The sequence below is a fragment of the Pseudonocardia sp. ICBG601 genome, from assembly GCF_020496245.1.
The window spans coordinates 1-25,637 of record NZ_JAHLJA010000038.1; the positions used below are offsets into that span (position 1 = coordinate 1).

The following is a 25,637-nucleotide window of genomic DNA, read 5'->3' on the forward strand; positions in this document are numbered from 1 at the left end:
TTGTCTGAATCCGCACGCGAAGGGATAGATCGGAATGAGATTCTGTTTACTGGGTATATCGGCGACTCAGAGCTGACGTGGTTGTACAAGAATACTCGAGCGCTAGTCTTCGTGTCGTTCGATGAGGGCTTCGGGATGCCTCCGGTCGAAGCGGCATTCTTCGGCACGAAGTCGGTGGTGAGCGACATTCCTGTGTTCCGTGAGACACTTCAAGATAATGCCGTGTTTGTCAATCCGAATGACGTTCAAGATATTAGTCGAGGAATACGTCAGGTCTGCGATCAGCCTGCTATGTCGATCGAACCCTCGTGGTGGCAGAGCAAACACTCTTGGGAGGTCAGCGTTTCAAGAATCAGACACCTCGCCATGACATTAGCGCAAGGGCGGCGTTGAATCGTTCAGTATGCGTGATCCTGGACGACTCTCTCCAGTGAGCCTTTCCCAACCTGTTTGTGCTGGTCAGGCGGTGGTGATCATGAGGGTCTGGATCGCTGCGACGAGCTGAGCAGCCTGGGAGGGCTGGAGCGGATCTTGCGGAGGATCTTCCAGTTCTTCAGCTCGGCGTTGACCCGCTCACCCGGTGCCCGCCGTCGGGCGTGAGCGGCGTTGACGGCCTTCTGATTCGCTGACAGGGGCCGGTACCGGCCGGTGTCGAGATCGCGGCGTCGGCGTCGGTGCGGGACGGTGATCGCGGGACCGCCGCCCTGGTAGGCGGTGTCAGCGACCGCCCGCACCCCGGTGGTGTTGACCGCGTCGATGATCCCGTGGATCCGGGCAGCGCCCATGTCGTGCCGTGCCCCCGGTAGCGGCGGGGAGATCCACACCAGCCGACCCGCGGGGTCGGCGATGACCTGCACATTCAGCCCGTGACACTTGTGCTTCCCGCTATAGAACGCCCGGTCATAGCCCGAGCCCATGCCGACCCGGTCGATACGCAGCAGCGTCCCGTCCAGGATCACGAACGCCTTCCCGGCCGCGACCGTGATGGCCTGCTCCAGGGTCGGCGCGAGCGCAGCGAGCAGCCCGATCGCCTCGGCGACATACCGGGACACCGTGGACTTCCCGACTCTGAATCCGCTGGCCAGGTCGGTGTAGGTCTCGCCCTTACGTAGGTGCGCGAGCACGAGCAGGGCCTGACGGGCCGGGGTCAGGAGCCGCCACCGGGTCCCGATCCGGCGACGATGTCCGCGCAGCAGCCCGGCCAGGACACGAACCGTGCGAGTGGACATCGACATCCCGGATGGGTAGGACAACACGCGGGGCTCCTCGGTAGGCGGTGGCGCGACAGCTATCCGTCTACCAGGAGCCCCACCCATCTCACGACAAGCCACGCACCTCACACCCCTGACCAGCACAAACAGGTTGGGAAAGGCTCAGTGAGGCTTTGCCAACCTGGCAGACGGGCTGGTCGAGGCCGGTCCAGCGTGGCGTGACTCCGTACGGCTGAAGCTCCCGGCTGGCAGGCTCCGCTCGTGTTGCCCACCTGCGTACGGGTGGGACTTACGCTGACCTGGCTTGCGGTGGAGTGACCGCTCGTCTCCACCCGGCTGCCGCCCAGCTCAGACGCCATGAGTCGAACAGTAGTTCGAGTATAGTGGAGTGCGTGGACGGAACCTGGCAGACCGGCGACGAGGAGCTTCTCCTCGCGGTCGCGGCCGTCCAGGAGCGGATCAACCGCGAGTCCCACGCCCTGGTGGCGCTGGTCGCGGAGGTCGCGACCCGGGGCCTGGCCGAGGCACGGGGCTTCCGCCACACCGCGGACCTGCTGCGTACGGTGCAGAACGTGTCGCTGTCGACCGCCCGCGCCCGCGTCGACGCCGCCCGGAAGCTCTCGCCGCTGTTCCTGATCACCGGCGAGCAGGTCGACGCCGAGCTCCCCGAACTGGCCGCTGCGTTCGCCGAGGGCGCGGTGACGCCCGAGCACGTCCGCGTGATCGTCCGGGTGCTGGCTGCGCTCCCGCCGCACCTCGACGAACATCGGCCTGCGCTGGAGGCCGACCTGGTCCACCACGCCCGCGGCCTGGACCCCGACGCGGTGGAGAAGCTGGGCCGGCGCGCGATCGCGATGCTCGACCCGGACGGGCCCCGTCCCCAGGAGCCCACGCCGTCGCGCAACCGGCTCACGCTGCGCCCGCAGGGTGCGGGGTTCGAGGCGCGGGGCTGGCTGGACATCGAGTCCGCGGCGCTGCTGCGTACCGCCCTGTCGCCGCTGTCCGCTCCGGCCCCTGCCGACGGGCCGGCCGGAGCGGGGCGCGACGAGCGATCGACGGCCGAGCGCATGGGCGACGGGCTGGCCGAACTGGCCCGCCGCATGCTCGCGACCGACGGATTCGGGATCGAGAACGGGCAGCCGGTCGCGCTCACCGTGACCGTGCCGCTGGAGACCCTGACCACGGCCACCGGGACGGCGCTGCTCGGGTTCGGTGCGGGCGGACTGGCCGCGCCGGTCCTCGCGCAGGACGCGCTGCGGCTGGCCTGCGACGCGAAGGTGGTGCCGGTCGTGCTCGCGGGCACGGGGGAGCCGTTGGCGGTCGGGCGCGAACACCGGCTCGCGACCCGGGCGCAGCGCCGGGCCCTGGCCCAACGCGACGGCGGGTGCGCCTTCCCCGGCTGCGAGGCCCCACCGCAGTGGTGCGTGGCCCACCACGTCGTGCACTGGGCCTCGGGCGGAGCCACCGACCTGGACAATCTGGTGCTGCTGTGCGCGCACCACCACCGCATGATCCACACGGGGGACTGGTTGGTGGTGGTCACCAGCGGATTCCCGGTGTTCCACCCGCCGCCCTGGATACCGGGCGGCCCGCGCCGCAACCTCCTGCACCGTCCCGACCTGCTCGGCGGCGACGATCATTACGCGCACGGCGACGACCCACCCGTGCCGATCGAGGATCTCGTCGGCGCCGGTGCCGCGCCGCGGGCCGGTGTCGTGATCGCCCGGCCGGTGTGCCGGGTCAGGCCACCGGCCGGACCTGCGCCGCTCCCTCGACACGACGACCGATCCTGCGGGCCAGCCGGTGCGCCGGGCGCTCCGCGACCCGGAAGAACACCTCTGCCACGACCAACGCGACCGGCACGGCGACCAGCACCGTCAGCCACACCGGCGGCCGGCCGCCGAAAACACAGCACCGTCGAGATCACCACGGCGTCGTGGATCAGGTACAGGCTGAACGACCGGCTGCCCAGCCACTGCACCCACGGCCGCTCCAGGACGCGGAGCACCGGAGGTCGGCACAGCGCCGCGACCACCAGCAGCAGCGCACCCACGATCTGCAGTGCCCGGGCCCCGGACACCAGGCGTCGAACACCGACCCGGCGATCATGGCCGCCAGCAGCCCGGCCGCCGACGGGACCACCAACCACGGCCGCCGGCGGCTCGCCACACCCAGCAGCACGTACGCCGGCAGGGCCAGGGAGAACCACACCTCCCAGGTCAGCGACCACAGCGGTTGTCCAGGAAACCGGTGCCGCCCAGCAGCACCGCGTCGCGCAGCGCGCCCGGCAGGTCCCGCCGGTCGGCACACCACGTGCGACCACGGCGGCCGAGCCCGCCGCGACCAGCAGCGCCGCCCACACCGGCAGGTACAGGCGGGGCAGCCGCTGTGCGTAGTAGGAGCCCCACCCGAACCCGTCCCGGTCGCCGATCCGGTGAGCACGAAGCCGAAGAACAGCAGCACCGCCTCGGTGCCCGCCCACACCAGGTGCAGTGGGGTGTAGGCCAGCGACCAGGCGAGCGTTCCCGGCGCCGCGCGGCCCGTTCCGGCCGCCACCGCGGCCAGCGTCGGGTCGGTCATCAGGCAGTGGTTCACCACGACGACCAGGGAGGCGACGCCGCGCAGGCCGTCGAGGGCCGGCACACGGGACGGAGCAGCGATCACGGGAATGGCCTCGGCGGCAGCCGGTGATCGTTACCGGCGACGCGGGTCACAGGTCGTCGTCACGGCCGGGTGGTTCTGCCGCCGCGGCCCAGCGTGATCGGACGAACCGGAGAACGGTGTCGCGCATGACCACTCACCGCGCACCACTGCTGATCGGACTACTGTCGGCCGGCCTGCTCGTCGCCGGGTGCGGCGGCGCGGCCGAGCCGGCGAACCAGGCGCCGGCGGCGCTGTCGTCCCCGCCCACGACTGCGGCGCAGCAGCCCACCGGGGAAGCCGGTCAGGTCGCCCGCTGCACCAGCCAGAGCCTCGAGGCGTCGGTCGGCACCACCCTCGGCAACGACCAGAAGGACACGACCATCGTCTGGCGCAACACCTCGGCCGCGCCCTGCACCATGACCGGCTTCGGCGGCGTCGACCTGCGCGGACCGGACGACCCGCAGTGGGGGCCGTCCTACTCGCTGCCGCGCGCGGCGGAGGAGCCGACCACGCTCGTCGTGAAGCCGGGCGGCACCGCGCACACCGTCATCACCTGGCTGCCCGGGGACAGCTGGACGCCGACCGAGATCGTCGTGACCGCGCCGGACGAGACCACGTCGACGACGCTGAGGTGGGACCAGGGTCCGGTGCTCCGCCAGGACGGTGCGACCCGCCCCGGCACCTACATCCACCCGGTGGCGCCCGGGTCGGTGTGACCGGGGCGTCGCCACCCTGCGGTTAACGAAGCCACGGTCGTGACGTACAAGAGGGGGCATGGACATCCATCCGACCCCGCTCCCCGGATCGGCTCTCATCGACCTGAGGCGACTCGAGGACGACCGTGGCTTCTTCGCGCGTTCCTTCTGCGAGCAGGAGTTCACCGACGCCGGGCTCGACCCGACGATCACCCAGTGCAACCTCTCGTACAACCACGAGGCGGGCACCCTGCGCGGCTTCCACTACCAGCTGGAGCCCAACGCCGAGGTCAAGGTCATCCGCTGCGTCCGCGGCGCGATCTACGACGTGATCGTGGACCTGCGCCCCGATTCCGACACCTATCTGCAGTGGTTCGGCGCCGAGCTGTCCCAGGACAACTACCGGGCGATGTACGTGCCGCGGAACTTCGCGCACGCCTACCTCACCCTCACCCCGGACGCGACGACGATCTACCAGGTCTCGACGCCCTACACCCCCGGTGCGGAGCGCGGCCTGCGCTGGAACGACCCGGCGCTCGACGTCGCGTGGCCGCACTCGGTCGACCACGTCTCGGACAAGGACGCGAACTGGCCCCTGCTGGCCGACAACGCCGACTTCCCGTCGGTCGCCACCGGGGCGGCGGGCCGCTGATGCTGATCCTCGACACCGCGCTCGCGAAGCGCGCCGCCGAGAACCGACCGATCCGGGTCGGCCTGGTCGGTGCCGGGTTCATGGGCCGCGGCCTGGTCAACCAGATCGTGAACTCCACCCCCGGGATGGACGTCGTCGCGATCGCCAACCGCACCGTCGCAACCGGGGTGCGTGCCTACACCGAGGCCGGGCTGGAGCCGGTCGAGGTGTCGAGCACCGCGCAGGTCGAGGCGATGATCGCGAAGGGCGTCCCGGCGGTGCTGGGGGACGCGTTCGCGCTGCTCGCGGCGGAGAACATCGACGTGCTCGTCGACGTCACCGGCGCGGTGGAGTTCGGCGCGCGGGTCACCGTCGCCGCGATCGAGCGCGGGCTGCCCGTCGTCACGATGAACGCCGAGCTCGACGGCACCGTCGGCCCGCTGCTCGCGCACCGCGCCCGCGCTGCCGGGGTCGTCCTCACCGGCGCCGACGGCGACCAGCCCGGCGTCCAGGCCAACCTGCTGCGCTTCGTGAAGGGCATCGGGGTCACCCCGCTCGTCGCCGGCAACATCAAGGGCCTGCAGGACGAGTACCGCACCCCCACCACGCAGCAGGCGTTCGCCGAGAAGTGGGGACAGGACCCCTACATGGTCACCAGCTTCGCCGACGGCACCAAGGTGTCGTTCGAGCAGGCGATCGTGGCCAACGCGTTCGGCTTCACCGTCGGGAAGCGCGGGATGTACGGGCGCGACCACGCCGGGCACGTCGACGAGCTGACGCAGGCCTACGACGTCGACGAGCTGCGCGAGCTCGGCGGGGTCGTGGACTACGTGGTCGGCGCCAAGCCGGGCCCCGGCATCTACGTGCTCGGCACCCACGACGACCCGAAGCAGCGCCACTACCTGAACCTGTACAAGCTCGGCGAGGGCCCGCTGTACAGCTTCTACACGCCCTACCACCTGTGCCACTTCGAGGTCCCGAACACGATCGTGCGGGCCGTGGACTTCGCCGACGCCGCGCTGAGCCCGCCCGCCGGGCAGCGGGTCGACGTCGTCGCCACCGCCAAGCAGGACCTGCGGGCCGGGCACACCCTCGACGGGCTGGGCGGCTACGACACCTACGGCGTCGCCGAGGCCTCCCCGGTCACGCGGTCGGAGCGGCTGCTCCCGATGGGTGTGGCGGAGGGGTGCACGCTCACCCGCGACGTCGCCAAGGACGCCGTGCTCACCTACGACGACGTGACCCTGCCCCCGGGCCGGCTCGTCGACGTGCTGCGCGAGGAGCAGGAGAAGCTCTTCGCCTGAGCGACTCATCAGTTTTGCGTAACGCCGGCCCGCCCGAATGCGACAGGTGATCGAACGATCATCCTGCGTGAGGAGGCGACGGGTGCCGTTGCGCCGCTTCGACCGGACGTCCTGGCCCGAGCACGGCCCGCACCGCGAGCTCCTGGACCTGCTCGACGCCGTCCACGACCGGAACGGCTGCCGGTCCGAGCGCGACATCGCGCGCAGGCTGCGGACCCCGGTGGCGCGGGTCCGCGGCATCGTCCGCGGGCGGATCCTGCCCGACGACGAGGCCGCGACCCGCGCGCTGCTCGCCGCGCTGGCCGGGGACGGGGGAGTCGACCCCGCCACGGCCGACCGGGCGGCGGCGCTGACCGCGGCCGCGCGCCGGGAGCACGACGGCGTCGCCCCGTGGCCGGCCGCCCGCTGGACGGGCGAGCCGGTGTGGCCGGACCCGGGGTCCGCCACGTCGCCGGGTCCCACGACCACGCGCCGCCGGACGAGGGTCGCCGCGGTCCTGGTCGTGCTCACCGCCGCGGTCGCCATGGCCGTCGTGCTCTCGGGGTACCTGCCGCTCTGAGCCGCCGGTTCCCGGCCACCGCTCAGTGAGCCTTTTTCAACCTGACGTTTGTGCTGGTCAGGTAGCTGTGATCATGAGGGTCTGGACCGCGGCGACGAGCTGGGTGGCCTGGTTGGGGCTGGAGCGGATCTTGCGGAGGATCTTCCAGTTCTTCAGCTCGGCGTTGACCCGTTCACCGGGTGCCCGTCGTCGGGCGTGGGCGGCGTTGACCGCTTTCTGATTCGCTGACAGGGGCCGGTACCGGCCGGTGTCGAGGTCGCGGCGGCGGCGTCGGTGGGGGACGGTGATCGCGGGCCCGCCGCCTTGGTAGGCGGTGTCAGCGATCGCCCGCACCCCGGCGGTGTTGACCGCGTCGATGATCCCGTGGGCGCGGGCGGCACCCATGTCGTGCCGGGCTCCGGGTAGCGGTGGGGAGATCCACACCAGCCTGCCGACGGGGTCGGCGATGACCTGCACGTTCAGGCCGTGGCACTTGTGTTTGCCGGAGTAGAACGCCCGGTCGTAGCCGGATGTCATGCCGACCCGGTCGATACGCAGCAGCGTGCCGTCCAGGATCACGAACGCCTTCCCAGCGGCGACGGTGATGGCCTGTTCCAGGGTCGGGGCGAGCGCGGCGAGCAGACCGATCGCCTCGGTCAGGTACCGGTACACCGTCGCGGTGCTCACCGCGAACCCGCAGGCCAGGGCAGCGTAGGTCTCGCCTTACGCAGGTAGGCGAGCACCAGCAAGGCCTGCCGACCGGCTGAGAGCCGGCGCCAGCGTGTTCCACGCTGACGCCGATGCCCCCGGAGAAGATCAGCAAGATCACGGACGCTACGGCTGGACACGTTCATCCCGGATGGGTAGGACAGCACACGGGGCTCCTGGCAGACGACGGTTCGACACCCATCCGTCTACCAGGAGCCCCACCCCGGCCGGCCTTCACGCCCCTGACCAGCACAAACGTCAGGTTGAAAAAGGCTCAGTGTTGGCCGCGTCGGACCAGCTCCCGCACGGTGCGCACGACGATCTGGGCGTCGAGCCACAGAGACCAGTTCGCGATGTAGTAGTTGTCGTGCCGGACCCGGTCGGCGATCGAGGTGTCACCGCGCAGCCCGGAGATCTGGGCGAGCCCGGTGAGTCCGACCGGGACGCGGTGGCGGGCGGTGTAGCGCTCGTGCTCGGTGGCGAAGCGCTCCACGAACGACGGCCGCTCCGGACGCGGACCGACCAGGCTCATGTCGCCGCGCAGGATGTTCCAGAGCTGGGGCAGCTCGTCGAACGAGGTGCGGCGGATGAACCTGCCGACCGGGCCGACCCGGGAGTCGCTCGCGATGGACCACTGTGTCTGCTGCTCGCGCTCGTCGACCGGCCGCATGCTGCGGAACTTGAGGACGGTGAAGGGCTTGTTGCCCAGCCCGATGCGTTCCTGGCGGAAGATGACCGGCCGCCCGCTCTCGACGAGCACCGCGACCGCGACCGCCAGCAGCAGTGGCGAGGTCAGCACCAGCCCCGATGCGGACACCACGATGTCGGCGAGGCGCTTGAGCCGCCAGGAGAGCCGGTTCATGGGGTCCGCGGGCAGCCGGAGCAGCGGGATGCTGCGCAGCCGTTCGACGCCGGAGTGGTCGTGCACCAGCTCCGAGAGCCAGGGGAGGAGCAGGACGTCGAGTCCGTCGCGACGGGCCTCGATCGCCGCGTCGAGGACGGCCGCGTCGTCGACGGTGTGACAGGCGAACACGACGACGCGCACCCGGTGCTGCTCGGTGGCGGCCCGGATCCGGGCCGCCAGCGCCGCCCGCTCGCGCTCCACCAGGAGGTCGAGGTCCTCGGACAGGACGTGACCGAGCGGGCGCAGGCCGTACTCGGGGTGCGCCCGCATGGTCTCGTCGAGCTCCACCGCCCGCGACCCGGTGCCGACGATCAGCGTGGGCTCGCCGACGGCCCATCGGACCCGGAGCAGCCGGGCGGCGGACAGCGCCACGGCGCGCAGGACCAGGGCGAGCAGGGTGGCCAGCAGCACGACCCGGACCGGTCCGGCGACGTCGATGCGGGTGTCCAGCCTCTGCTGCACGGCCATCGCCCCGGCCAGCAGGAGGCCCATCGTCACGACGAGGGCGGCCAGCTCACGGGGCAGGTCGTCGAACCAGGACAGCCGCAGCCGGGAACGGTGCAGGCGGGCCGCCGAGCGCACCCCCAGCAGCAGCACGGACGCGGCGACGACTCCGTTGCCGCCGGTCGGCGCGACCACGAGTACGGCGATCCCGACGGCCACCACGTCGGTCAGCACCAGCGCTGTCCGGACCAGGCTGACCCGCGCGGACAGCCTGCGCACCGGCGCCGGCGCGGCAGAGGAGTCGGCCCGCGCCCCGGACCCGGCCCGTCCGGCGGGGCCCGCGGCCCGGACCGGCCGCCGGTCCACGAGCCGGTGGCGGGTGCGGGGCGTGGCGCTCCCGGGTCGACGGGTCTGCATCGATCCGGAGCTCATGGCCGGCCGGCCCTTCGGAAGGTGCTCTGCGACAACGAGAACCACACCGCGGACCGCGTGTTCGTGCGACGGAGCGTAGCGGAGGGTGGTGCCGGCGTTGTCACGATGAGTAACCACCAATCGCAGAGACGGGCCGAGCTGCGGGCACGGTATTAGTCCGTTCGGAGGTGTCCTTGGGAACTTGCCGTACGACCTGCACGCTCGTCACGCACGTTCCGTACGTTACATCGGCGAACGTGGGGCGTGCATCACTCCTTTGCTCTGCTTGCTCTTTCAAGGAGAACGCACAGTGTTATGAGAGAGTGTGTCGTGCCGACGTGGCCAATGCAGCCAGTTGATTACGGAAAGTAACGGATCTACGACCTGAACTGATCCGCGACGGCCATGACGTACTCGCCGTAGCCCGAGCCCGCCTGCCGTGCCCCGAGGGCGTGGCAGGCGTCGGCGTCGATGAAGCCCATCCGCAGGGCGACCTCCTCGACGCAGGCGATCCGGATGCCCTGGCGGTTCTCCAGGACGCGGACGTACTGGCCGGCCTCCATCAGCGATTCGTGGGTGCCGGTGTCGAGCCAGGCGAAGCCGCGTCCGAGGTCCTGCAGGCGGGCGCGGCCCTGTTCGAGGTAGGCGCGGTTGACGTCGGTGATCTCGAGCTCGCCGCGGGCCGACGGGGTGATGCGCGCGGCGATGTCGACGACGCGGTCGTCGTAGAAGTAGAGGCCGGTGATCGCGCGGTCCGAGCGGGGGTGCTCGGGCTTCTCCTCGATCGAGAGCAGGGTGCCGTCGGGGGCGGCCTCGCCGACGCCGTAGCGCTGCGGGTCGCGGACGGGGTAGCCGAACAGCACGCAGCCGGTGTCGCCGGAGGTGACCTCGGCGGCGCGGCGGCGCAGCAGGTCGCCGAACCCGGCGCCGTGGAAGATGTTGTCGCCGAGCACCAGCGCCGACGGCCCGCCGCGGACGTGGTCGGCGCCGATGACGAATGCCTCGGCCAGGCCGTTGGGGTGCTCCTGGGCGGCGTAGGTGATCCGTAGGCCGAGCCGGCTGCCGTCGCCGAGCAGACGCCGGAAGCCGGGCAGGTCGTGCGGGGTGGAGATGAGCAGGATGTCCCGGATCCCGGCCAGCATCAGCGTGGTCAGCGGGTGGTAGATCATCGGCTTGTCGTAGACCGGCAGCAGCTGCTTGGACACCGCCGCGGTCAGCGGGAACAGCCGGCTCCCGGTGCCGCCGGCCAGCACGATGCCCTTCACCGCGGGGCCCGGGCGAGGACCTGGTCCAGCCCGTCGCGCCAGGCGGGCATCGCGACACCGGCCCGGGTCGCGCGGGACAGGTCGAGCACCGAGTTCGCCGGGCGGGGGGCCAGGTGCGGCTTGTCCGCGGCGTACTCGCTGCTCGACACCGGGCGGACGTCGCCGGGGTCGCGGCCGCAGCGGGCGAACACCTCCCGGGCCAGCTGGTACCAGCTGACCGGCTCGCCGTCGCCGGTCGCGTGGAACGTGCCGTGCCGCCCGGACCCGGCCAGCACGAGCAGCGCCGTGGCCAGGTCGGGCGCGAACGTCGGCCGCCCCACCTGGTCGTCGACGACGGCGGGGCGGACCCCGTCGCGGGCCAGCCGCGCCATGGTCGCGACGAAGTTGCCGCCGTCGCCGACGACCCAGCTGGTGCGCACGATCACGTGCCGATCCGGCAGCGCCGCCCGCACCGCCAGCTCCCCGGCGGCCTTCGACGCGCCGTACACCCCGAGCGGGGACAGCGGGGTGTCCTCCGGCACCGGGCCGGGCGCGGTGCCGTCGAAGACGTACTCGGTGGAGACGTGGACCAGCAGGAAGCCGTGCTGCCGGGCCGCCGCGGCGAGGTGCGCGGGGCCCGCCGCGTTGGCCCGCCACGCGCCGGCCGGCTCGGTCTCGGCGCGGTCGACGGCGGTGTAGGCGGCCGCGTTGAACACCACGTCGACGCCGGTGAAGTCGTGCGCGGCGACGGCGTCGGCGTCGCCGATGTCCAGCGCCGCACGGTCGAGTGCCACCGCATCGGGCCGGGTGGCGACCAGCGCCCGCCCGAGCTGCCCGTTCGCCCCCAGCACACACGCGCGCACTCGCCCACCTCCGGATATCGTCGCGACCGACTCTGACACGCTGGTGGGGGCGGACAGTGAGCGGGGAGGGCACGTGCGCATCGTGGTGACCGGGGGGGCCGGGTTCATCGGGTCCTGTTTCGTCCGGGAGGTGCTGGGCGGGGAGCATCCCGAGCTGGCCGGGGCCGAGGTCCGGGTGCTCGACGCGTTCACCTACGCCGGCCGGATCGAGAACCTCGCCCCCGTCGCCGACGACCCGCGGCTCACGGTCGAGCGGGGCGACATCCGTGACCCGCGCCGCGTCGCGGAGGTGCTCGACGGCGGCGCCGACCTGCTCGTGCACTTCGCCGCCGAGACCCACGTCGACCGCTCCATCACCGGTGCGGCGGACTTCGTGACGACCAACGTCCTCGGCACCCAGGTGCTGCTGCAGGCGGCACTGGACGCGGGCGTCGGCCGGTTCCTGCACGTCTCCACCGACGAGGTGTACGGCTCGATCGAGTCGGGCTCCTGGCCCGAGACCCACCCGCTGGAGCCGAACTCGCCCTACAGCGCCGCGAAGGCGGGCAGCGACCTGCTGGCACGCAGCTACCACCGCACGCACGGCCTCGACGTGGTGATCACCCGCTGCTCGAACAACTACGGGCCGTACCAGTTCCCGGAGAAGGTGATCCCGCTGTTCACCACACGGCTGCTCGACGGCGGCACCGTGCCGCTCTACGGCGACGGCCTCAACATCCGCGACTGGCTGCACGTCTCCGACCACTGTCGCGGCATCGCCCTGGCCGCCACGGCGGGCCGCGCCGGAGAGGTCTACAACATCGGCGGCGGGACCGAGCTGACCAACCTGGACCTGACCCGTGCGCTGCTCGCGGCCGTCGGTGTGGGGGAGGACCGCATCGAACGGGTGGCCGACCGCAAGGGACACGACCGCCGGTACGCGGTGGACTGGTCGAAGATCCGCGACGAGCTCGGCTACGCCCCTCGGGTGCCCTTCGACGAGGGCCTGGCCGCGACGGTGGCCTGGTACCGCGACCACCGGAGCTGGTGGGCATGAAGGCCACACCGCTGTCGATCGACGGGGCCTGGCTGTTCGAGGCGACCACGTTCGCCGACCACCGCGGCTCGTTCACCGCGCCCTTCCAGGGCCCGGCGTTCCGCGACGCGCTCGGGTTCGACCTGACCGTCGCCCAGACCAACCAGTCGGTGTCGACGCGCGGGGTCGTCCGCGGCGTGCACTATGCCGACGTGCCGCCCGGCCAGGCCAAGTACCTCTACGTGGCCGCCGGTGCCGTCCGCGACGTCGTCGTGGACCTGCGCGTCGGGTCGCCGACGTTCGGGCGGTTCGAGGCCGTCGAGCTCGACGCCGCCTCCCCGCGGACGCTCTACCTGTCCGAGGGGCTCGGGCACGCCTTCCAGGCGCTCGCCGAGACCACCGTCGTCGGGTACCTGTGCTCGACGTCGTACGCACCGGCGGCCGAGCACGGGATCAGCCCGCTGGACCCGGCGCTCGCGCTGCCCTGGCTCGAGGGGGTTGAGCCGGTGCTGTCGGAGAAGGACCGCGCCGCGCCCACCCTGGAGGAGGCACTCGCCGCGGGTGCCCTGCCCACCTGGGAGGACTGCCGCGCCCGCCTGGCGCAGCTGCGCGGGTAGCCGCTCAGTTGCCGGCCCAGCCGGACCGCACCGCGAAGTAGGCCCGGACGAACGGGTCCCGCGCGGCGCCCTCGGCCAGCAGCGCCGCCCGCCGCGCCGCCTGCTCCCGCGTCCCGGCGTCGATCTCCGGCGGCAGCACGTCCGCGGCGAGGTCGCTGTGCGACAGCAGCACGAGCAGCAGCCCGTCGCGGTCGCCGGGCGGGGTGTCGGTCACCAGCGCCGACGCGAGCCGGGTCCGCAGCGCGCGGGCGGGCTCCGGGTCCTGCTCGGTCAGGTGCACCCGGCGGAACAGGCCGAACCGCCGGTACTCCTGTGCGCCGAGGACCCCGTCGGCCACCAGCTGCCCGACGGCGCCGCCCGCGCTCCCTGCCGGGGTCCGCGCCAGGTGCACCGCGGCCGCGGTGACCGTCCGCGAGCCCGAGTCGGTGCCGTCGTGGGTCACCGCGGCGAGCGCCGCGGCCAGGGCCGGGTGCTCGGGCTCCCCGCCCGAGGGCGTCACGGTGTCGGCAGGCTCCCCGGCACCCGCGGGACCGGCGTCGAGGTGCAGCGCACCGGCGTCGACGAGGTCGCGCACCAGCGCCACCGGCAGCACCCGGGCGTCGAACCGGTCGCTGATCCGGCCGGTCGCCCGGTCCAGCCCGAGCAGCAGCAGTTCCTCGGCCAGCAGCAGCGTCCTCACACCCGGTGACGCTATCGCCCGGCCGACGGCACCGTCGCGCCGCCGCAGCGTCACCCTCACGCCCACTGCCCGACGTGCGCGACCCGTCCCCCGGACGGGGAGATAGCCTCCGCCCATGTCGGATACCACCACCGGGCTGAAGCTCTCCGTGATCGGGTGCGGCTACCTGGGTGCCGTGCACGCGGCGTCGATGGCGGAGCTGGGCCACGAGGTCGTCGGCATCGAGGCCGACGTCGCGAAGGCCGAGTCACTGGCCGCGGGCCGGGTCCCGTTCTTCGAGCCGGGATTCGAGGAGCTGCTGCGCCGGTCGTTGGACTCGGGCCGGCTGTCGTTCTCCTCGGACATGGCCGACGCCCGGGGTGCGGCGGTGCACTTCGTGTGCGTCGGCACCCCGCAGCGGCGCGGCGAGTACGCCGCGGACCTGACGTACGTGGAGGCGGCGACGGCGTCGCTGATCGAGGTGCTGGGCCCCGGCGAGCTGGTCGTCGGGAAGTCCACGGTGCCGGTGGGCACGGCGGCCCGGCTCGCCGAGCAGGTCGCCGCCCGGGTGCCGGGCGCCGCGCTGGCGTGGAACCCGGAGTTCCTGCGCGAGGGGTTCGCGGTGCAGGACACCCTGCACCCGGACCGGCTCGTCTACGGCGTCCCGTCGCTGTCCGGTGTGGCCGCCGACGTGGACGCGGAGAAGGTCCTGGACACCGTCTACGCGCGGATCGTCGCCGACGCCACGCCGAAGGTCGTCACCGACTACGCCACCGCGGAGATGGTCAAGACCGCCGCGAACTCCTTCCTCGCCACCAAGATCTCCTTCATCAACGCGATGGCCGAGCTGTGCGAGGCCACCGGCGCCGACGTGAAGCAGCTCGCCGACGCGATCGGCCACGACGACCGGATCGGCCGCAAGTTCCTCAACGCCGGGCTCGGCTTCGGTGGCGGCTGCCTGCCCAAGGACATCCGGGCGTTCATGGCCCGTGCCGGGGAGCTGGGCGCCGACCAGGCGTTGACCTTCCTGCGCGAGGTCGACAACATCAACATGCGGCGCCGGATCCGGATGGTGGAGCTCGCCCGCCAGGTGTGCGACGACTCGCTGCTCGGCAAGCGGATCGCCGTGCTCGGCGCGGCGTTCAAGCCCGACTCCGACGACATCCGCGACTCCCCGGCGCTGAACGTGGCCGCGCAGCTGCAACTCCAGGGCGCCAACGTCCGGGTGACCGACCCGCAGGCGCTGCCCAACGTGCGGCGGCACTGGTCGCAGCTGGACTGCGTCGACACCCCGGAGGAGGCTGCCGAGGGTGCCGACGTCGTCCTGCTGCTGACCGAGTGGAAGCAGTACCGCGAGCTCGACCCTGGCTCGTTCGGCACGGTCGTGAAGACCCGCCGGGTGCTCGACGGCCGCAACGCCCTGGACCGTGAGACCTGGGAGTCCGCGGGCTGGACCTACCGCGCGCTGGGCAGGCGCAACGTCTGAGGCCTGCCCACGGCGCGAGCCCACGCCGCGAAGCCGACGGGGTCGAGCCCGAACTCCCGGGCCCGCTCCGGGCCCACGACGCGGGGGTGGGCGTCGAGGAAGGCGTGGGCCTGCAGGAACACCTCGGCCATCCCCTCCGCGACGGCCTGCTCGGGGCTCTCGGTCAGGGTGAACGGCACACCCCAGGCCTCGGTGAGCGCCGTGGCCGCCTGCCGGTAGCTCAGACGCTCGCCGACCAGGTCGAGCGCGACGCCGTCGAACCGGTCCGGGTCGGCGAACGCGGCGGCCGCCGCGGCCCCGATGTCGGCCACCGCGACGAACGGGTGCGTGCGGTCCGGGTCCATCGCCAGCAGCATCCGCGGCGCGTCGCCGCCGACCAGGTACGGCGACCAGGGCACGAAGTTCTCCATGAACGTGGCCGGCCGCAGCCGGGTGACCCACCGGGCCCCGGCCCCGGCGATCGCGTCCTCCGCGGCGGCCTTGGACCGCCAGTAGTGGGCCATGTGCTCACCCCAGACCCCGGGGTCGATGGCGCCGGGGCGTCCCAGCTCGGCGACCCCGGACACCGAGGTGTGCACCACCTGCGCGACGCCGGCCTCCCGCACGGCGGACGCGATCGACGCCGCGTGGCGCAGCTCCCGGCCGCCGAGCAGGTCCTCCAGGTCGGGCATCTGCACCGAGAAGACCCCGCGGGTGCCGCGGGCGGCCGCCGTCACCGATGGGGGGTCGTCGAGGTCGCCCGTGACCAGCGCGGCGCCGGCGTCGGCCAGTGCCCGCGCCGCGGCGGTGCCGGGGTCACGGACCAGCGCCCGGACCGGCGTGCCCGTGGCCAGCAGTGCCCGGGCCGCCGCCCCGCCCTGCTTGCCGGTCGCCCCCGTGACCAGAACCGGTGCGTTCATGACGTGCTCCTCCCGTTTAAACGGAGTGGTCCCCCGTTTTCTGTCCGCTACGATATGGAGGACCACCCCGTTTTGTCGAGCAGTCCGGGAGATCCCATGCCGCGCGACGCCACGGCCACCCCACGGGCCGACCGCCTCCGCAACCGGGAACGCCTGCTCAGAGCCGCGATGGAGGTCGTCGCGCGGGACGGTGCCCAGGCGTCGATGGAGGAGATCGCCCGCCGGGCGGGTGTCGGGTCGGCGACCCTGCACCGGCACTTCGCCTCCCGCAGGGTGCTGCTCGAGGCGGTGTTCGCCGACGGCGTCGACACGCTCTGCGCCCGGGCCGAGGCGCTCTGCCGCGCCGAGCCCGCCACCGCGCTGTGGGTCTGGCTCGACGAGTTCGTCCAGTACGTGGCGTCCGCCCGGGGCATGGTCGAGGTCCTGCTCGCCGAGCCGTCGCCGGAGGCCCCCGTGTGCCACAGCGACCGGGTGTGTGCCGCCGCCCACCCGCTGGTCGCCGCTGCGGCGGCCGCGGGTGGTCTGCATCCCGACGCCCGCCCCGAGGACGTCGTCGCCCTCACCGCGGCCGTGTCCACGGCCGCGGGAGAGGATCCGGCTGCCGCACGGAGGCTGCTGCGGTTGACCGTGGAGGGGCTGCGGACGTCCGGCTGCGGTAGAACGCAGGCGTGACCTCCCACCCCGTCCTCGCCGGATCGGACCGCGCGGCCTTCGACTCGCTGCAGCGGGCCTCGACGCCACGCGCGGAGCGCTACCGCATCGGGAAGGGCCTGCGGAAGGTCGCGCCCCGGTCCGGGCTCGCCACGTGGTCGGCGGACGTGCGTCGGGCCGACCCGGTGGACGTCGTCGAGGCGCAGAACGCGGGGCGCGTGCACGAGCTCGTCCCGCTGCGGATCCAGCGGATGACCGCCTCGCCGCACGCGTTCCTGCGCGGCGCCGCCGCCCTGCACGCCGCGGACTTCGCGGTGCTGCCCGAGACCGGCGTGCACCCCGTCATCTGCGGCGACGCCCATCTGGGCAACTTCGGCTTCTACGCCTCGCCCGAGCGCGACCTCGTCTTCGACCTCAACGACTTCGACGAGGCCCACCCCGGCGCCTGGGAGTGGGACCTGCGCCGGCTGGTGTCCTCCACCTGGGTCGCCGGCCGGGTCTCCGGCGCGACCGAGGAGCAGTGCGGCGAGGCCGTCACCCGCTGCGTGACCTCCTACGCCGAGCACCTGCGCCACCTCGCCGACGAGCCGCTGCTCGCCCGCTCGTTCGACGTCATGGACGTCGACACGCTGCGCTCGGACGCCGACCACGAGACCTCGCGCCGGGCCATCGACAAGGCCGCCGAGCGGGCGCGCCGGCGGGCCAGCGCCCTCGCGCTGCCCCGGTTCGTGACCGAGGAGGGCGGGGCGCGGCGGATCGTCACCGAGCCGCCGCTGATCACCCACCCCGACGACGAGCACACCGCGCGCATCCTGGCCGCCCTCGACGGCTACCTCACGACGCTGCCGCCGCACTGGAGCCGGATCCTCGGCGGCTACCACGCCGTCGACGTCGCCCACAAGGTCGTCGGGGTCGGCTCGGTCGGGCTGCGCGCCTACCTCGTGCTCTGCGAGGGCTCCAGCCCCGACGACGTGCTGTTCCTGCAGCTCAAGCAGGCGCGCCGGTCCGTCGTCGCGCCGTGGGTGCACGGCGGCGAGGCGTGGCACGCCCACCAGGGGCAGCGGGTCGTGGAGTACCAGCAGGCCCTGCAGACCGTCTCCGACCCGCTCCTGGGCTGGACGACGATCAACGGCCGCCAGTACTACGTCCGCCAGTTCCGCGACATGAAGGGCGCGATCGTCCCCGACACCCTCGACGCCACCGCCCTGGCCGACTACGCCGACGTCTGCGGCAAGCTGCTCGCCAAGGGGCACGCCCGCACCTCGGGGGCGTCGATGATCGCCGGCTACCTGGGCAAGGGCGGCAAGGTGGCCGGGGCGCTGACGACCTTCGCCAGGGCCTACGCCGACCAGACCGAAGCCGATCATGACGCACTGGTCCGCGCGGTGCGGTCCGGGCGGCTGTCGGATCGGACACCTGAGCAGGTGCCGGGCACGGCCATCGGCTAGGTTCTGGCCCCGTGACCGTCGTCGAAACCCTGCTGGTCTTCGTGGTCGCGCCGGCTGTCCTCTACTTCGCGATCTGGGGCTGGATCGCGATGCGGAACCGGAGCAACCGCCCCCGCTACCGCGCGGGTGCCCCCTGGCCGTACGAGCCGCTGTTCTGGATCGCCGAGCCGTCCGGCGCGGGGCACCACGCCGCGCACGCCGGACACGGCGACACCGCCCCGTCCGAGGGCGGCGACACCCGAGGAGGTACCGGTGGCAAGTGGTGACCTCGCCGTCTTCACCGGCAACGAGGAGGACCTGCCCGAAGGGGCGGTCGTCACGAACTCCGGCCGCCTCTCGGTGGCCGAGAACTTCGTCGAGCCGTCCGCTGCCGCGCACCCGTTCACCCCGGTGCAGCTGACCCGCCTGGACGAGGCCCTCTACCTGGCCAGCCGCGAGACCGGTCTGCGGTTCGCGCTGTACCTGGGCGATCTGGGCTCGGACGCGCGGGCGACCGCGGTCGACCTGCACGGGCGCATCGACCACCACGACGACGCGGTGCTCGTCGCCGTGAGCCCCGAGCAGCGCCTGCTGGAGATCGTGACCGGTGCCGAGGCGAAGGTCCGCCTCCCCGACCGCGGCGCCAAGCTCGCTCTCATGAGCATGGTCGCGTCCTTCAAGGAGGGCGATCTGTTCGGTGGGATCCTGTCCGGGCTGAGGATGCTGGCGGACCAGGCCGGAAGCCGCCCCTGAACCGGGGGCCACCCGTGGGCCACCACGATCGGTGTCACGGCTCTAAGGTGTCAGCATGTCGCGTAGTGGGAGGACCGAGCGGTGACCGGGCCCACCGGCAGCCCGATCCTGATCGTCGACGACCACGAGCTGGTGGGGTCCGCCCTCGCCCTCAACCTGCGCGCCGAGGGTGAGGACGCGACGTTCCTCCCGGTCCGCTCCGCGGCGGCCGTGCTCGAGCACACCCGGCGTGTCACGCCCGGGCTGATCGTGCTCGACCTCGACCTGGGGCGTGATCCGGAGGGCAACCGCATCGACGGGGTCCGGCTCGTCGGCCCCCTGTGCGAGGCGGGCTGGCGGGTCGTGGTGCTGTCGGGCAGCTCCGACGCCGGCCGGGTCGGCGCCGCCCTGGACGCGGGCGGGTTCGTCTTCGTGCCGAAGAACGCGCCGTTCCCGGCGCTGCTCAGCGCCATCCGCGAGGCCCACGCCGGGCGCTCGATCATGCCGCCGGGCCGCCGCGAGCAGTTCATCCGGCTGCACCGCGACCGGGAGCACGAGCGCCGCGACCTGCACGAGAAGCTGGGCAGGCTCACCCAGCGCGAGCGCGAGGTCCTCGCCCTGCTGGCGGGCGGCAAGCGGGCGCAGTCGGTGGCCGACCACTTCGTCGTCTCGCTGGCGACGGTCCGGACACAGATCCGCGCGGTGCTGACCAAGCTGGAGGTCGGCTCCCAGCTGGAGGCCGTCGCGTTGTACCGCAAGGCCGCCGGAATCTGACCCGTTCGGCCCTCGGCGCCGCCGCCGGGGGCCACCGAGAATGACGAGTCCTATCATCGCGTTCTCAACCAGTCCGGCGACATCTGCAGAGCGGAGACGACGTGGCGTCCGGTGTCGTCGGCGAGGTCCTGGGGCCGCAGCGGCGGGCCCGGTTCCTGGCAGGTCACCTGACCGACGTGCTGGTCGTCGCGGTGATGACCGTCGTCGTGGTGGCCGTGAGCCGCCCCGCGGTCGTCGACGGCCGGGTCGACCTCTCCGACGCGCCGGCGGTGCTCACCCTCGTCGCTGCCGCGGTCGGGTCGGCGGCGGCGATCGTCGCGCTGGTGACGGGCCGGCTGTCCGGTGACCCCCGTCCGTCGTGGTTCGGGGCCGCCCTCCTGCTCTACGGCGTGGTGCTCCTCCCGCTGTCCGCGCTGGTCCTGCCCCAGTACCCGGCGGGCACCCCGCGGCTGGCCGTGCTGACCATGTTCGTGATCAGCCTGTGCATCCTGGTCGCCGGGCTGCGGCCGCCGCCGGTCCTCGGGGCCTGGGGCGGCTGGGCGCTGGCCGCGGTCGGCCCTCGTCGTCGGCGGGGTCGTCGCGTCGCAGGCGGAGAGTCCGTTCACCCGGATGCTGGCGACCTCGCCGCTGTACTCGGTCGTGGTGCAGAGCGGCTGGGCCTGGTGGCGGTGCTGTTCCTGCTCGACGGCTACCGGCGCCCGAGCCGGGTCCGGGCCCGCATGGGGCTCGGCCTGCTGATCATCGCGGTGTCGCAGCTGTACCGGGCGATCGTGCCCGGCCAGGAGCCGATGGCCGGCCTGGTCTACCCGTCGCTGCGGGTGCTCGGGATGGGCGTCGTGCTCGCCGCGCTGCTGACCATGGCGCTGCGCACGGTGACCCGGATGCAGGACGACTACGACCAGCTCCAGGACACCCTCGGCGAGGCCTCGGCGCTGCTCGAACGGGCCACCGGCCAGACCGCCGACCGCGACCACGAGCTGCGCAACGGGCTGGCCGGTCTGGCCGGAGCGGCGCAGCTGCTGACCACCCGCCCCGGCGGCGAGGACCCCCAGGTCGACCGGATGCGGGAGGCGGTGCTCGCCGAGCTGAACCGGCTGCGCCAGATGCTGCAGACCCCGGTCGCCGTCGACGACGCCGCGGCCGACCCGACGACCGACCGGAGCGACGCCGCCCTGCTCGACTTCGGCCCGGCGTACGCCCCGGTCGCCTCCCCGCCGGGGGCGGACACCGGCGGCGAGCACGACGTCGGGGCGGCCCTGCGCACCCTGGTGGACCTGCGCGACGGCCGCTCCATCACCCTCGACACCCAGGACGACCTGCCCCCGGTCGCGGCGCCCGAGTCGCTGACCCGCCAGGTCGTGACGAACCTGCTGGCCAACTGCGACCGGCACGCGCCCCGGACCCCGGTGGTGGTGCGGGCCCGGCTCGCCGACGAGCCGGGGCTGGTGCCGTCGAGGTCCGCGACCACGGCCCCGGCCTGCCCGACGGGCAGGAGCAGCTCGAGATCGTCCGCGGGCGGCACGACGAGGCCGCCGGCGGCTCCGGGCTCGGGCTGCACATCAGCGCCCAGCTGGCTCAGGAGCACGGCGGCAACCTGGTGCTCCGTACGGTGCACGCACCCCGCGGCTGTCTCGCCGTACTCACACTTCCGGTGGCCCGCTGATCGGGTGACTCCGTGTCCGTGAGCTGCCGTTCCGTCCACGGAAGGTCTATTCGTCGCTCCGAGCCATTCCCACGCGCCCCACGCGATCTCATACTGGGTGACGCAACGGCACGGTGCGATGACGCAATGGTCGTCCGCGCTGCCGTTCGCCGGCACGAAGGAGGTCACATGGCGCACGAGAACGACGGCACCGACCGCAGGACCCCCGCCGCCCCCACGGCCGCGGTCCTGACACCGCCGACGGGCCTGCAGCCCGTCCCGGCGCTGCCCCGGCCGCGCACACCGTCCGAGCCCCGGACCCCGGCCGGTCCGCCGCGCCCGCCGTACCGCAGGTGGGACTGTGCACCTGTGGCCACCCGGAGGAGGTGCACGAGCACTACCGCCCGGGCACCGACTGCGGCAGCTGCGGGCCGCGTGTCTGCGCGGGCTTCCGCTCCGCCGACGAACCGGCGCCGGCCAACCCCCTGCGGCGGTGGCTGCGCCGCCGCTGACCCACACCCCGACATACGAACGGCGCCCCGGGAGCACGGACTCCCGGGGCGCCGTTCGTGTGTGGGTCAGGGCTGCTGGACCGCGGTGGTCCGCTCCGGGTCCGGAGTGGCCTGACCATCGAACTCGCGGGCGGCCAGCGCGCGCACGATCCCGGCGCGCCCCTCGGACACGAGCCGGCGCAGCGACGCCGGCTTCGACTCGTCGGCGAGCCAGGCGTCCGCCGCCGCGACGGTCGGCTCCGCGACCGCCCAGGACGGGAACAGCCCGACGACGACGTTCTGCGCCAGCTCCGAGGTCCGGCGGGCCCACACGCCGTCGATCTCGTCGAAGTAGCGCCGGACGTAGCCGTCGAGCAGGCCGGGGTTCACCGTGGACAGCGCGGGGTGGGAGAACCCGGAGATCGCCGACTCGTTGATCGCGTTCGGCAGGGAGTCGTCGTGCACGGCGCGCTGCCACGCCCGCTCCTTGGCCTCCGCGGTCGGGATCAGCGCGCGGGCCCGCTCGGCCTGCCGCGCCCCGGTGGAGGTGGCGTCGCGCTCGGCCTCCTCGGCGATCTCGGTCTCGCCGGCCTTCCCGTGCGCGACGAGTGCGTGCAGCAGCCGCCAGCGCAGGTCGGCGTCGACGGTCAGGCCCTTCGGCACGTCGACGTCGAGCAGCCAGCCCTTCATCCGGTCCAGGGTGTTCTCCGGCAGCACCGAGGCGGTCAGCGCGTTGACCACCGCCAGCTGGACGTCGGACCCGGGCGGGGCGGTGTCCAGGCGGAACCGCAGCGCGTCGGTCAGCAGCGGCCAGCCGCGGCCCTGCGCCCACTCCGGGGTGCAGTACGACGCCGTCGCGGTCTGGGCCTGCAGCAGGAGCCGCTGCACGACGCCGATCTCGGACTCGGTGTCGAACCCGCCGGCGACCAGGGTGACGAAGTCGCGGGCCTTCAGCTCGGCCTCGCGGGTCATCTCCCACGCGGAGGACCAGCACAGCGTGCGCGGCAGCGACTCGGCGATGTCGCCGATGCGGTCCACCAGGGTCGCGAGCGAGCCCGGGTCCAGGCGCAGCGCGCAGTAGGTGAGGTCGTCGTCGTTGACCAGGACGAGCTTGCCGCGGGGCACCCCGACCAGGTCCGGGACGGGCGTGCGCTCGCCGGAGACGTCGAGCTCGACGCGGTGGGTGCGGACGAGCTTGCCGGTCTCCGGGTCGTCGTCGTAGACGCCGACGGCGATCCGGTGCGTGCGCAGCTCACCGGCGCCCGGCCGGGCTCCGCCCTGGACGACGTCGAAGGAGGTGAACCTGCCGGCGTCGTCGATCTGGAACGACGGGCGCAGCAGGTTCAGGCCGGTGGTGCGCAGCCACTGCGCGCCCCAGTCCGACAGGTCCCGGCCCGACGCCTTCTCCAGCGAGCCCAGCAGGTCGTCGAAGGTGGCGTTGCCCCAGGCGTGGGCGGCGAAGTAGTCGCGCAGCCCGGCGAGGAACGGTTCCAGCCCGACGTAGGCGACGAGCTGCTTGAGGACCGACGCGCCCTTGGCGTAGGTGATGCCGTCGAAGTTCACCTCGACGGCCTGCAGGTCCGGGATGTCCGCGGCGATCGGGTGCGTCGAGGGCAGCTGGTCCTGCCGGTAGGCCCAGGACTTCTCGAGGTTCGCGAAGGTCGTCCAGGCGCCGGTGTACTCGGTCGCCTCGGCCTGGCACAGCACGCTCGCCCAGGTCGCGAAGGACTCGTTGAGCCACAGGTCGTCCCACCAACGCATGGTCACGAGGTCGCCGAACCACATGTGCGCCATCTCGTGCAGGATCGTCTCGGCGCGGCGCTCGTAGAGCGTGCGGGTGACCCGCGACCGGAAGACGTAGTCCTCCAGGAACGTGATCGCGCCGGCGTTCTCCATCGCGCCCGCGTTGAACTCGGGGACGAACAGCTGGTCGTACTTGCCGAACGGGTAGGTCACCCCGAAGTTGCGGTGGTAGAAGTCGAAGCCCTGGCGGGTCTCGGTGAAGATCCGCTCGTGGTCCATGTGCGGGGCCAGCGAGGCGCGGCAGTAGATGCCCAGCGGGATCTCGGCGTGCTCGTCGCGGTAGGTGTCGTGCCAGCTCGCGTACGGACCCGCGATCAGCGCCACCAGGTAGGTGGAGAGGATCTCGGTCCGCTCGAAGCGGTGGACCCCGCCCTCGACGGTCGCCGGCGCGTTGGAGATGACCTTCCAGTCCTCCGGCGCGGTCACGGTGAGGGTGTAGCGGGCCTTGAGGTCGGGCTGGTCGAAGCAGGGGAACAGCCGCTTGCAGTCGGCCGTCTCGAACTGCGAGTACAGGTAGACGGCCTGGTCGACCGGGTCGACGAAGCGGTGCAGGCCCTCACCGGTGTTGGTGTAGAGGCCGGTCGCGACGATCGTCAGCTCGTTGTCGGCGGCCAGACCGGGCAGCGCGAGGCCGTCCTCCTCGGTCCAGCCCGAGACGTCGAGGTCGGCGCCGTTCAGGGTGGCCGAGGTGATGCCGTCGCCGACCCACTCGATCCAGGTGCTCCCGCCGGGCTCGGTGGCGGTGAAGCGCACCGTCGTGGTCACCGCGAACGTCCGCTCGGAGGGGGCTCCGGCGCCGTCGGTCAGGTCGATCGTGACGTCGTAGGTCGACACGTCGAGCAGCGCGGCGCGCTCCTCGGCCTGGGTACGGGTGAGGTTGGGCGGGGTCACGTAGGTCCTCTCCGGGGAGTGGTGTCGTCCGGCATCCAATCACGGTGTGGGCGCGACGCGGTCCGAGGAATCGGGGGCGCGTGGCGTGCGTTGTGTCCGTACATGACGACTGCTGCTGCTGAGAGCGTGTTTGGAAATTCTAGTGGGTTGAGGGTGTCGTGTGTTTCTGCTGGCGGGTGGCGGGGTATCCACGGGCGATGCGGCGGGTGATGTGTTGATCGCGGCCCAGCGGATCATGCTTCGGATGTGGTGGGGTGGCGTTCGTAGTCTCGCGCGCCAGGCGTCGGTGTGCGGTGAGCCAGGCCAGGGTCCGTTCGACCACCCACCTTCGTGGGAGGACGGTGAATCCGCGCTGCTCGGTGGCTTGCGGATGATCTCGATCGTTGTCTGCAGGATCGTGGCGGCCCAGTCGGCAGCTCGCCCGGCGAGCCCGTGCGTCGGCGTAGACGAACCGCACCCTGGTGCGCAGGTAGAGGTTGAGCAGGATCGGCTTGGCGCCGTCGCGGTCCTGTACCGAGGCCGAGCACAACATCGTGGTCAGCAGCAGACCGAGGGTGTCGGTCACGATGAACCGTTTCCGTCCGCCTGTCTTCTTACCCGGCGTCGTAGCCGCGGGAGTCCTGGCCGACGGTGTCGGCGCCCTTGACGACTGGGAATCGATGATCCCCGCACTCGGTCCGGATCACGGCCCTCGGCGATACGTAACTGCCCCCGCACGACCGGGAGGATCTTCTCGGTGACCTTCTGCTGTTCCCACTGGTTGAAGTACCAGTAGACGGTCTGCCAGGGCGGGAAGTCCACCGGCAACGCCGCCAGGCACACCCGGTCCGCACGACATACAAGATCGCGTCCAGCACGTCCCGAGACGAGCATGAGCAAACAGGCCGCCCCGCCGCGCGAGCGGCGGTAAACAACGGCTCGATCACCACCCACTGGCATCACTGGTGTCCGAGGG

At 72.5% G+C, this 25,637-nt stretch carries 25 protein-coding genes and 1 pseudogene; 16 read left to right on the forward strand and 10 right to left on the reverse strand.

Annotation, left to right across the window (positions count from 1 at the left end; genetic code table 11):
• On the forward strand, nucleotides 1-393 hold a 393-nt coding region (locus KPL57_RS14230), incomplete at its 5' end, for a glycosyltransferase (protein WP_226351983.1).
• An 80-nt stretch (nucleotides 394-473) separates the two neighbouring features.
• On the opposite strand, the gene KPL57_RS14235 is transcribed toward KPL57_RS14230, so the two are convergent.
• Nucleotides 474-1,256 carry a transposase family protein gene (locus KPL57_RS14235; protein WP_374203713.1) on the reverse strand — a complete coding sequence of 261 codons (783 nt, stop codon included), beginning with the start codon at nucleotides 1,254-1,256 and terminating at the stop codon, nucleotides 474-476.
• 347 nt (nucleotides 1,257-1,603) lie between these two features.
• Between KPL57_RS14235 and KPL57_RS14240 the strand changes: the two genes are divergently transcribed.
• From KPL57_RS14240 to KPL57_RS14260, 5 genes are all read left to right on the forward strand, one after another.
• Nucleotides 1,604-3,607: a DUF222 domain-containing protein gene (locus tag KPL57_RS14240; RefSeq protein WP_226351984.1), complete on the forward strand. Its 2,004-nt coding sequence runs from the start codon at nucleotides 1,604-1,606 to the stop codon at nucleotides 3,605-3,607.
• A 393-nt stretch (nucleotides 3,608-4,000) separates the two neighbouring features.
• Nucleotides 4,001-4,570 (forward strand): DUF4232 domain-containing protein, encoded by a 570-nt coding sequence (locus tag KPL57_RS14245; RefSeq protein WP_226351985.1) that lies wholly within the window; start codon nucleotides 4,001-4,003, stop codon nucleotides 4,568-4,570.
• A gap of 58 nt (nucleotides 4,571-4,628) precedes the next feature.
• Nucleotides 4,629-5,201, forward strand: a complete 573-nt coding sequence (gene rfbC, locus KPL57_RS14250; RefSeq protein WP_020628444.1) for a dTDP-4-dehydrorhamnose 3,5-epimerase — start codon at nucleotides 4,629-4,631, stop codon at nucleotides 5,199-5,201.
• Nucleotides 5,201-6,484: an NAD(P)H-dependent oxidoreductase gene (locus KPL57_RS14255; RefSeq protein ID WP_226351986.1), complete on the forward strand. Its 1,284-nt coding sequence runs from the start codon at nucleotides 5,201-5,203 to the stop codon at nucleotides 6,482-6,484. Before rfbC ends, KPL57_RS14255 begins: the two co-directional genes overlap by 1 nt.
• Nucleotides 6,485-6,566: 82 nt before the next feature.
• The gene (locus KPL57_RS14260) at nucleotides 6,567-7,043 is read left to right on the forward strand and encodes a hypothetical protein (RefSeq protein ID WP_226351987.1); all 477 of its coding nucleotides are present in this window, start codon (nucleotides 6,567-6,569) and stop codon (nucleotides 7,041-7,043) included.
• 57 nt (nucleotides 7,044-7,100) lie between these two features.
• Here KPL57_RS14260 and KPL57_RS14265 read toward each other — a convergent pair.
• From KPL57_RS14265 to rfbD, 4 genes and pseudogenes are all read right to left on the reverse strand, one after another.
• A pseudogene (locus tag KPL57_RS14265) lies at nucleotides 7,101-7,897 on the reverse strand (transposase family protein).
• Between the two features lie 107 nt (nucleotides 7,898-8,004).
• A complete protein-coding gene (locus KPL57_RS14270) occupies nucleotides 8,005-9,510 on the reverse strand; it encodes a sugar transferase (RefSeq protein WP_226351988.1) in 1,506 nt (501 codons plus the stop codon).
• Between the two features lie 356 nt (nucleotides 9,511-9,866).
• Nucleotides 9,867-10,754, reverse strand: coding sequence for a glucose-1-phosphate thymidylyltransferase RfbA (gene rfbA, locus KPL57_RS14275; protein WP_226351989.1), 888 nt, complete (start codon nucleotides 10,752-10,754; stop codon nucleotides 9,867-9,869).
• Nucleotides 10,751-11,596 (reverse strand): dTDP-4-dehydrorhamnose reductase, encoded by an 846-nt coding sequence (gene rfbD / locus KPL57_RS14280; protein WP_226351990.1) that lies wholly within the window; start codon nucleotides 11,594-11,596, stop codon nucleotides 10,751-10,753. Before rfbD ends, rfbA begins: the two co-directional genes overlap by 4 nt.
• 73 nt (nucleotides 11,597-11,669) lie before the next feature.
• Here rfbD and rfbB point away from each other — a divergent pair, with 73 nt between their 5' ends.
• Nucleotides 11,670-12,632, forward strand: coding sequence for a dTDP-glucose 4,6-dehydratase (gene rfbB, locus KPL57_RS14285; protein ID WP_075310749.1), 963 nt, complete (start codon nucleotides 11,670-11,672; stop codon nucleotides 12,630-12,632).
• On the forward strand, nucleotides 12,629-13,228 hold the full coding sequence (locus KPL57_RS14290) for a dTDP-4-dehydrorhamnose 3,5-epimerase family protein (protein ID WP_226351991.1): 600 nt from the start codon (nucleotides 12,629-12,631) through the stop codon (nucleotides 13,226-13,228). Before rfbB ends, KPL57_RS14290 begins: the two co-directional genes overlap by 4 nt.
• 4 nt (nucleotides 13,229-13,232) lie before the next feature.
• Here the strand turns inward: KPL57_RS14290 and KPL57_RS14295 are convergent, their stop codons facing one another.
• Nucleotides 13,233-13,907, reverse strand: a complete 675-nt coding sequence (locus tag KPL57_RS14295) for a GPP34 family phosphoprotein (RefSeq protein WP_226351992.1) — start codon at nucleotides 13,905-13,907, stop codon at nucleotides 13,233-13,235.
• Nucleotides 13,908-14,022: 115 nt separating this feature from the next.
• On the opposite strand from KPL57_RS14295, the gene KPL57_RS14300 reads away from it, so the two are divergent.
• Complete coding sequence (locus KPL57_RS14300) at nucleotides 14,023-15,372, forward strand: UDP-glucose/GDP-mannose dehydrogenase family protein (protein WP_226351993.1); 1,350 nt, start codon at nucleotides 14,023-14,025, stop codon at nucleotides 15,370-15,372.
• Here KPL57_RS14300 and KPL57_RS14305 read toward each other — a convergent pair.
• Entirely contained in the window at nucleotides 15,342-16,271 is a 930-nt protein-coding gene (locus KPL57_RS14305) for an NmrA family NAD(P)-binding protein (protein ID WP_226351994.1), read from the reverse strand. The genes KPL57_RS14300 and KPL57_RS14305 overlap by 31 nt on opposite strands.
• A gap of 96 nt (nucleotides 16,272-16,367) precedes the next feature.
• On the opposite strand from KPL57_RS14305, the gene KPL57_RS14310 reads away from it, so the two are divergent.
• From KPL57_RS14310 to KPL57_RS14340, 7 genes are all read left to right on the forward strand, one after another.
• A complete protein-coding gene (locus KPL57_RS14310) occupies nucleotides 16,368-16,943 on the forward strand; it encodes a TetR/AcrR family transcriptional regulator (RefSeq protein ID WP_226351995.1) in 576 nt (191 codons plus the stop codon).
• The gene (locus tag KPL57_RS14315) at nucleotides 16,940-18,370 is read left to right on the forward strand and encodes a DUF2252 domain-containing protein (protein ID WP_226351996.1); all 1,431 of its coding nucleotides are present in this window, start codon (nucleotides 16,940-16,942) and stop codon (nucleotides 18,368-18,370) included. The genes KPL57_RS14310 and KPL57_RS14315 overlap by 4 nt, the downstream gene beginning before the upstream one ends.
• Before the next feature lie 11 nt (nucleotides 18,371-18,381).
• Nucleotides 18,382-18,636, forward strand: coding sequence for a hypothetical protein (locus KPL57_RS14320; RefSeq protein ID WP_226351997.1), 255 nt, complete (start codon nucleotides 18,382-18,384; stop codon nucleotides 18,634-18,636).
• Nucleotides 18,623-19,102 carry a DUF5130 family protein gene (locus KPL57_RS14325; RefSeq protein WP_020626928.1) on the forward strand — a complete coding sequence of 160 codons (480 nt, stop codon included), beginning with the start codon at nucleotides 18,623-18,625 and terminating at the stop codon, nucleotides 19,100-19,102. Before KPL57_RS14320 ends, KPL57_RS14325 begins: the two co-directional genes overlap by 14 nt.
• Before the next feature lie 81 nt (nucleotides 19,103-19,183).
• Complete coding sequence (locus KPL57_RS14330; protein ID WP_020626929.1) at nucleotides 19,184-19,855, forward strand: response regulator transcription factor; 672 nt, start codon at nucleotides 19,184-19,186, stop codon at nucleotides 19,853-19,855.
• 481 nt (nucleotides 19,856-20,336) lie between these two features.
• Complete coding sequence (locus KPL57_RS14335) at nucleotides 20,337-21,518, forward strand: ATP-binding protein (RefSeq protein ID WP_374203715.1); 1,182 nt, start codon at nucleotides 20,337-20,339, stop codon at nucleotides 21,516-21,518.
• Nucleotides 21,519-21,850: 332 nt separating this feature from the next.
• Entirely contained in the window at nucleotides 21,851-22,009 is a 159-nt protein-coding gene (locus tag KPL57_RS14340; RefSeq protein ID WP_226351999.1) for a hypothetical protein, read from the forward strand.
• A 66-nt stretch (nucleotides 22,010-22,075) separates the two neighbouring features.
• On the opposite strand, the gene pepN is transcribed toward KPL57_RS14340, so the two are convergent.
• The 3 genes from pepN to KPL57_RS72115 form a co-directional block, all read right to left on the reverse strand.
• Nucleotides 22,076-24,682 (reverse strand): aminopeptidase N, encoded by a 2,607-nt coding sequence (gene pepN / locus KPL57_RS14345; protein WP_226352000.1) that lies wholly within the window; start codon nucleotides 24,680-24,682, stop codon nucleotides 22,076-22,078.
• A 139-nt stretch (nucleotides 24,683-24,821) separates the two neighbouring features.
• Entirely contained in the window at nucleotides 24,822-25,346 is a 525-nt protein-coding gene (locus tag KPL57_RS14350) for a transposase (protein WP_226352001.1), read from the reverse strand.
• Nucleotides 25,276-25,611 (reverse strand): transposase, encoded by a 336-nt coding sequence (locus KPL57_RS72115; protein ID WP_374203714.1) that lies wholly within the window; start codon nucleotides 25,609-25,611, stop codon nucleotides 25,276-25,278. Before KPL57_RS72115 ends, KPL57_RS14350 begins: the two co-directional genes overlap by 71 nt.
• Nucleotides 25,612-25,637 lie beyond the last annotated feature (26 nt).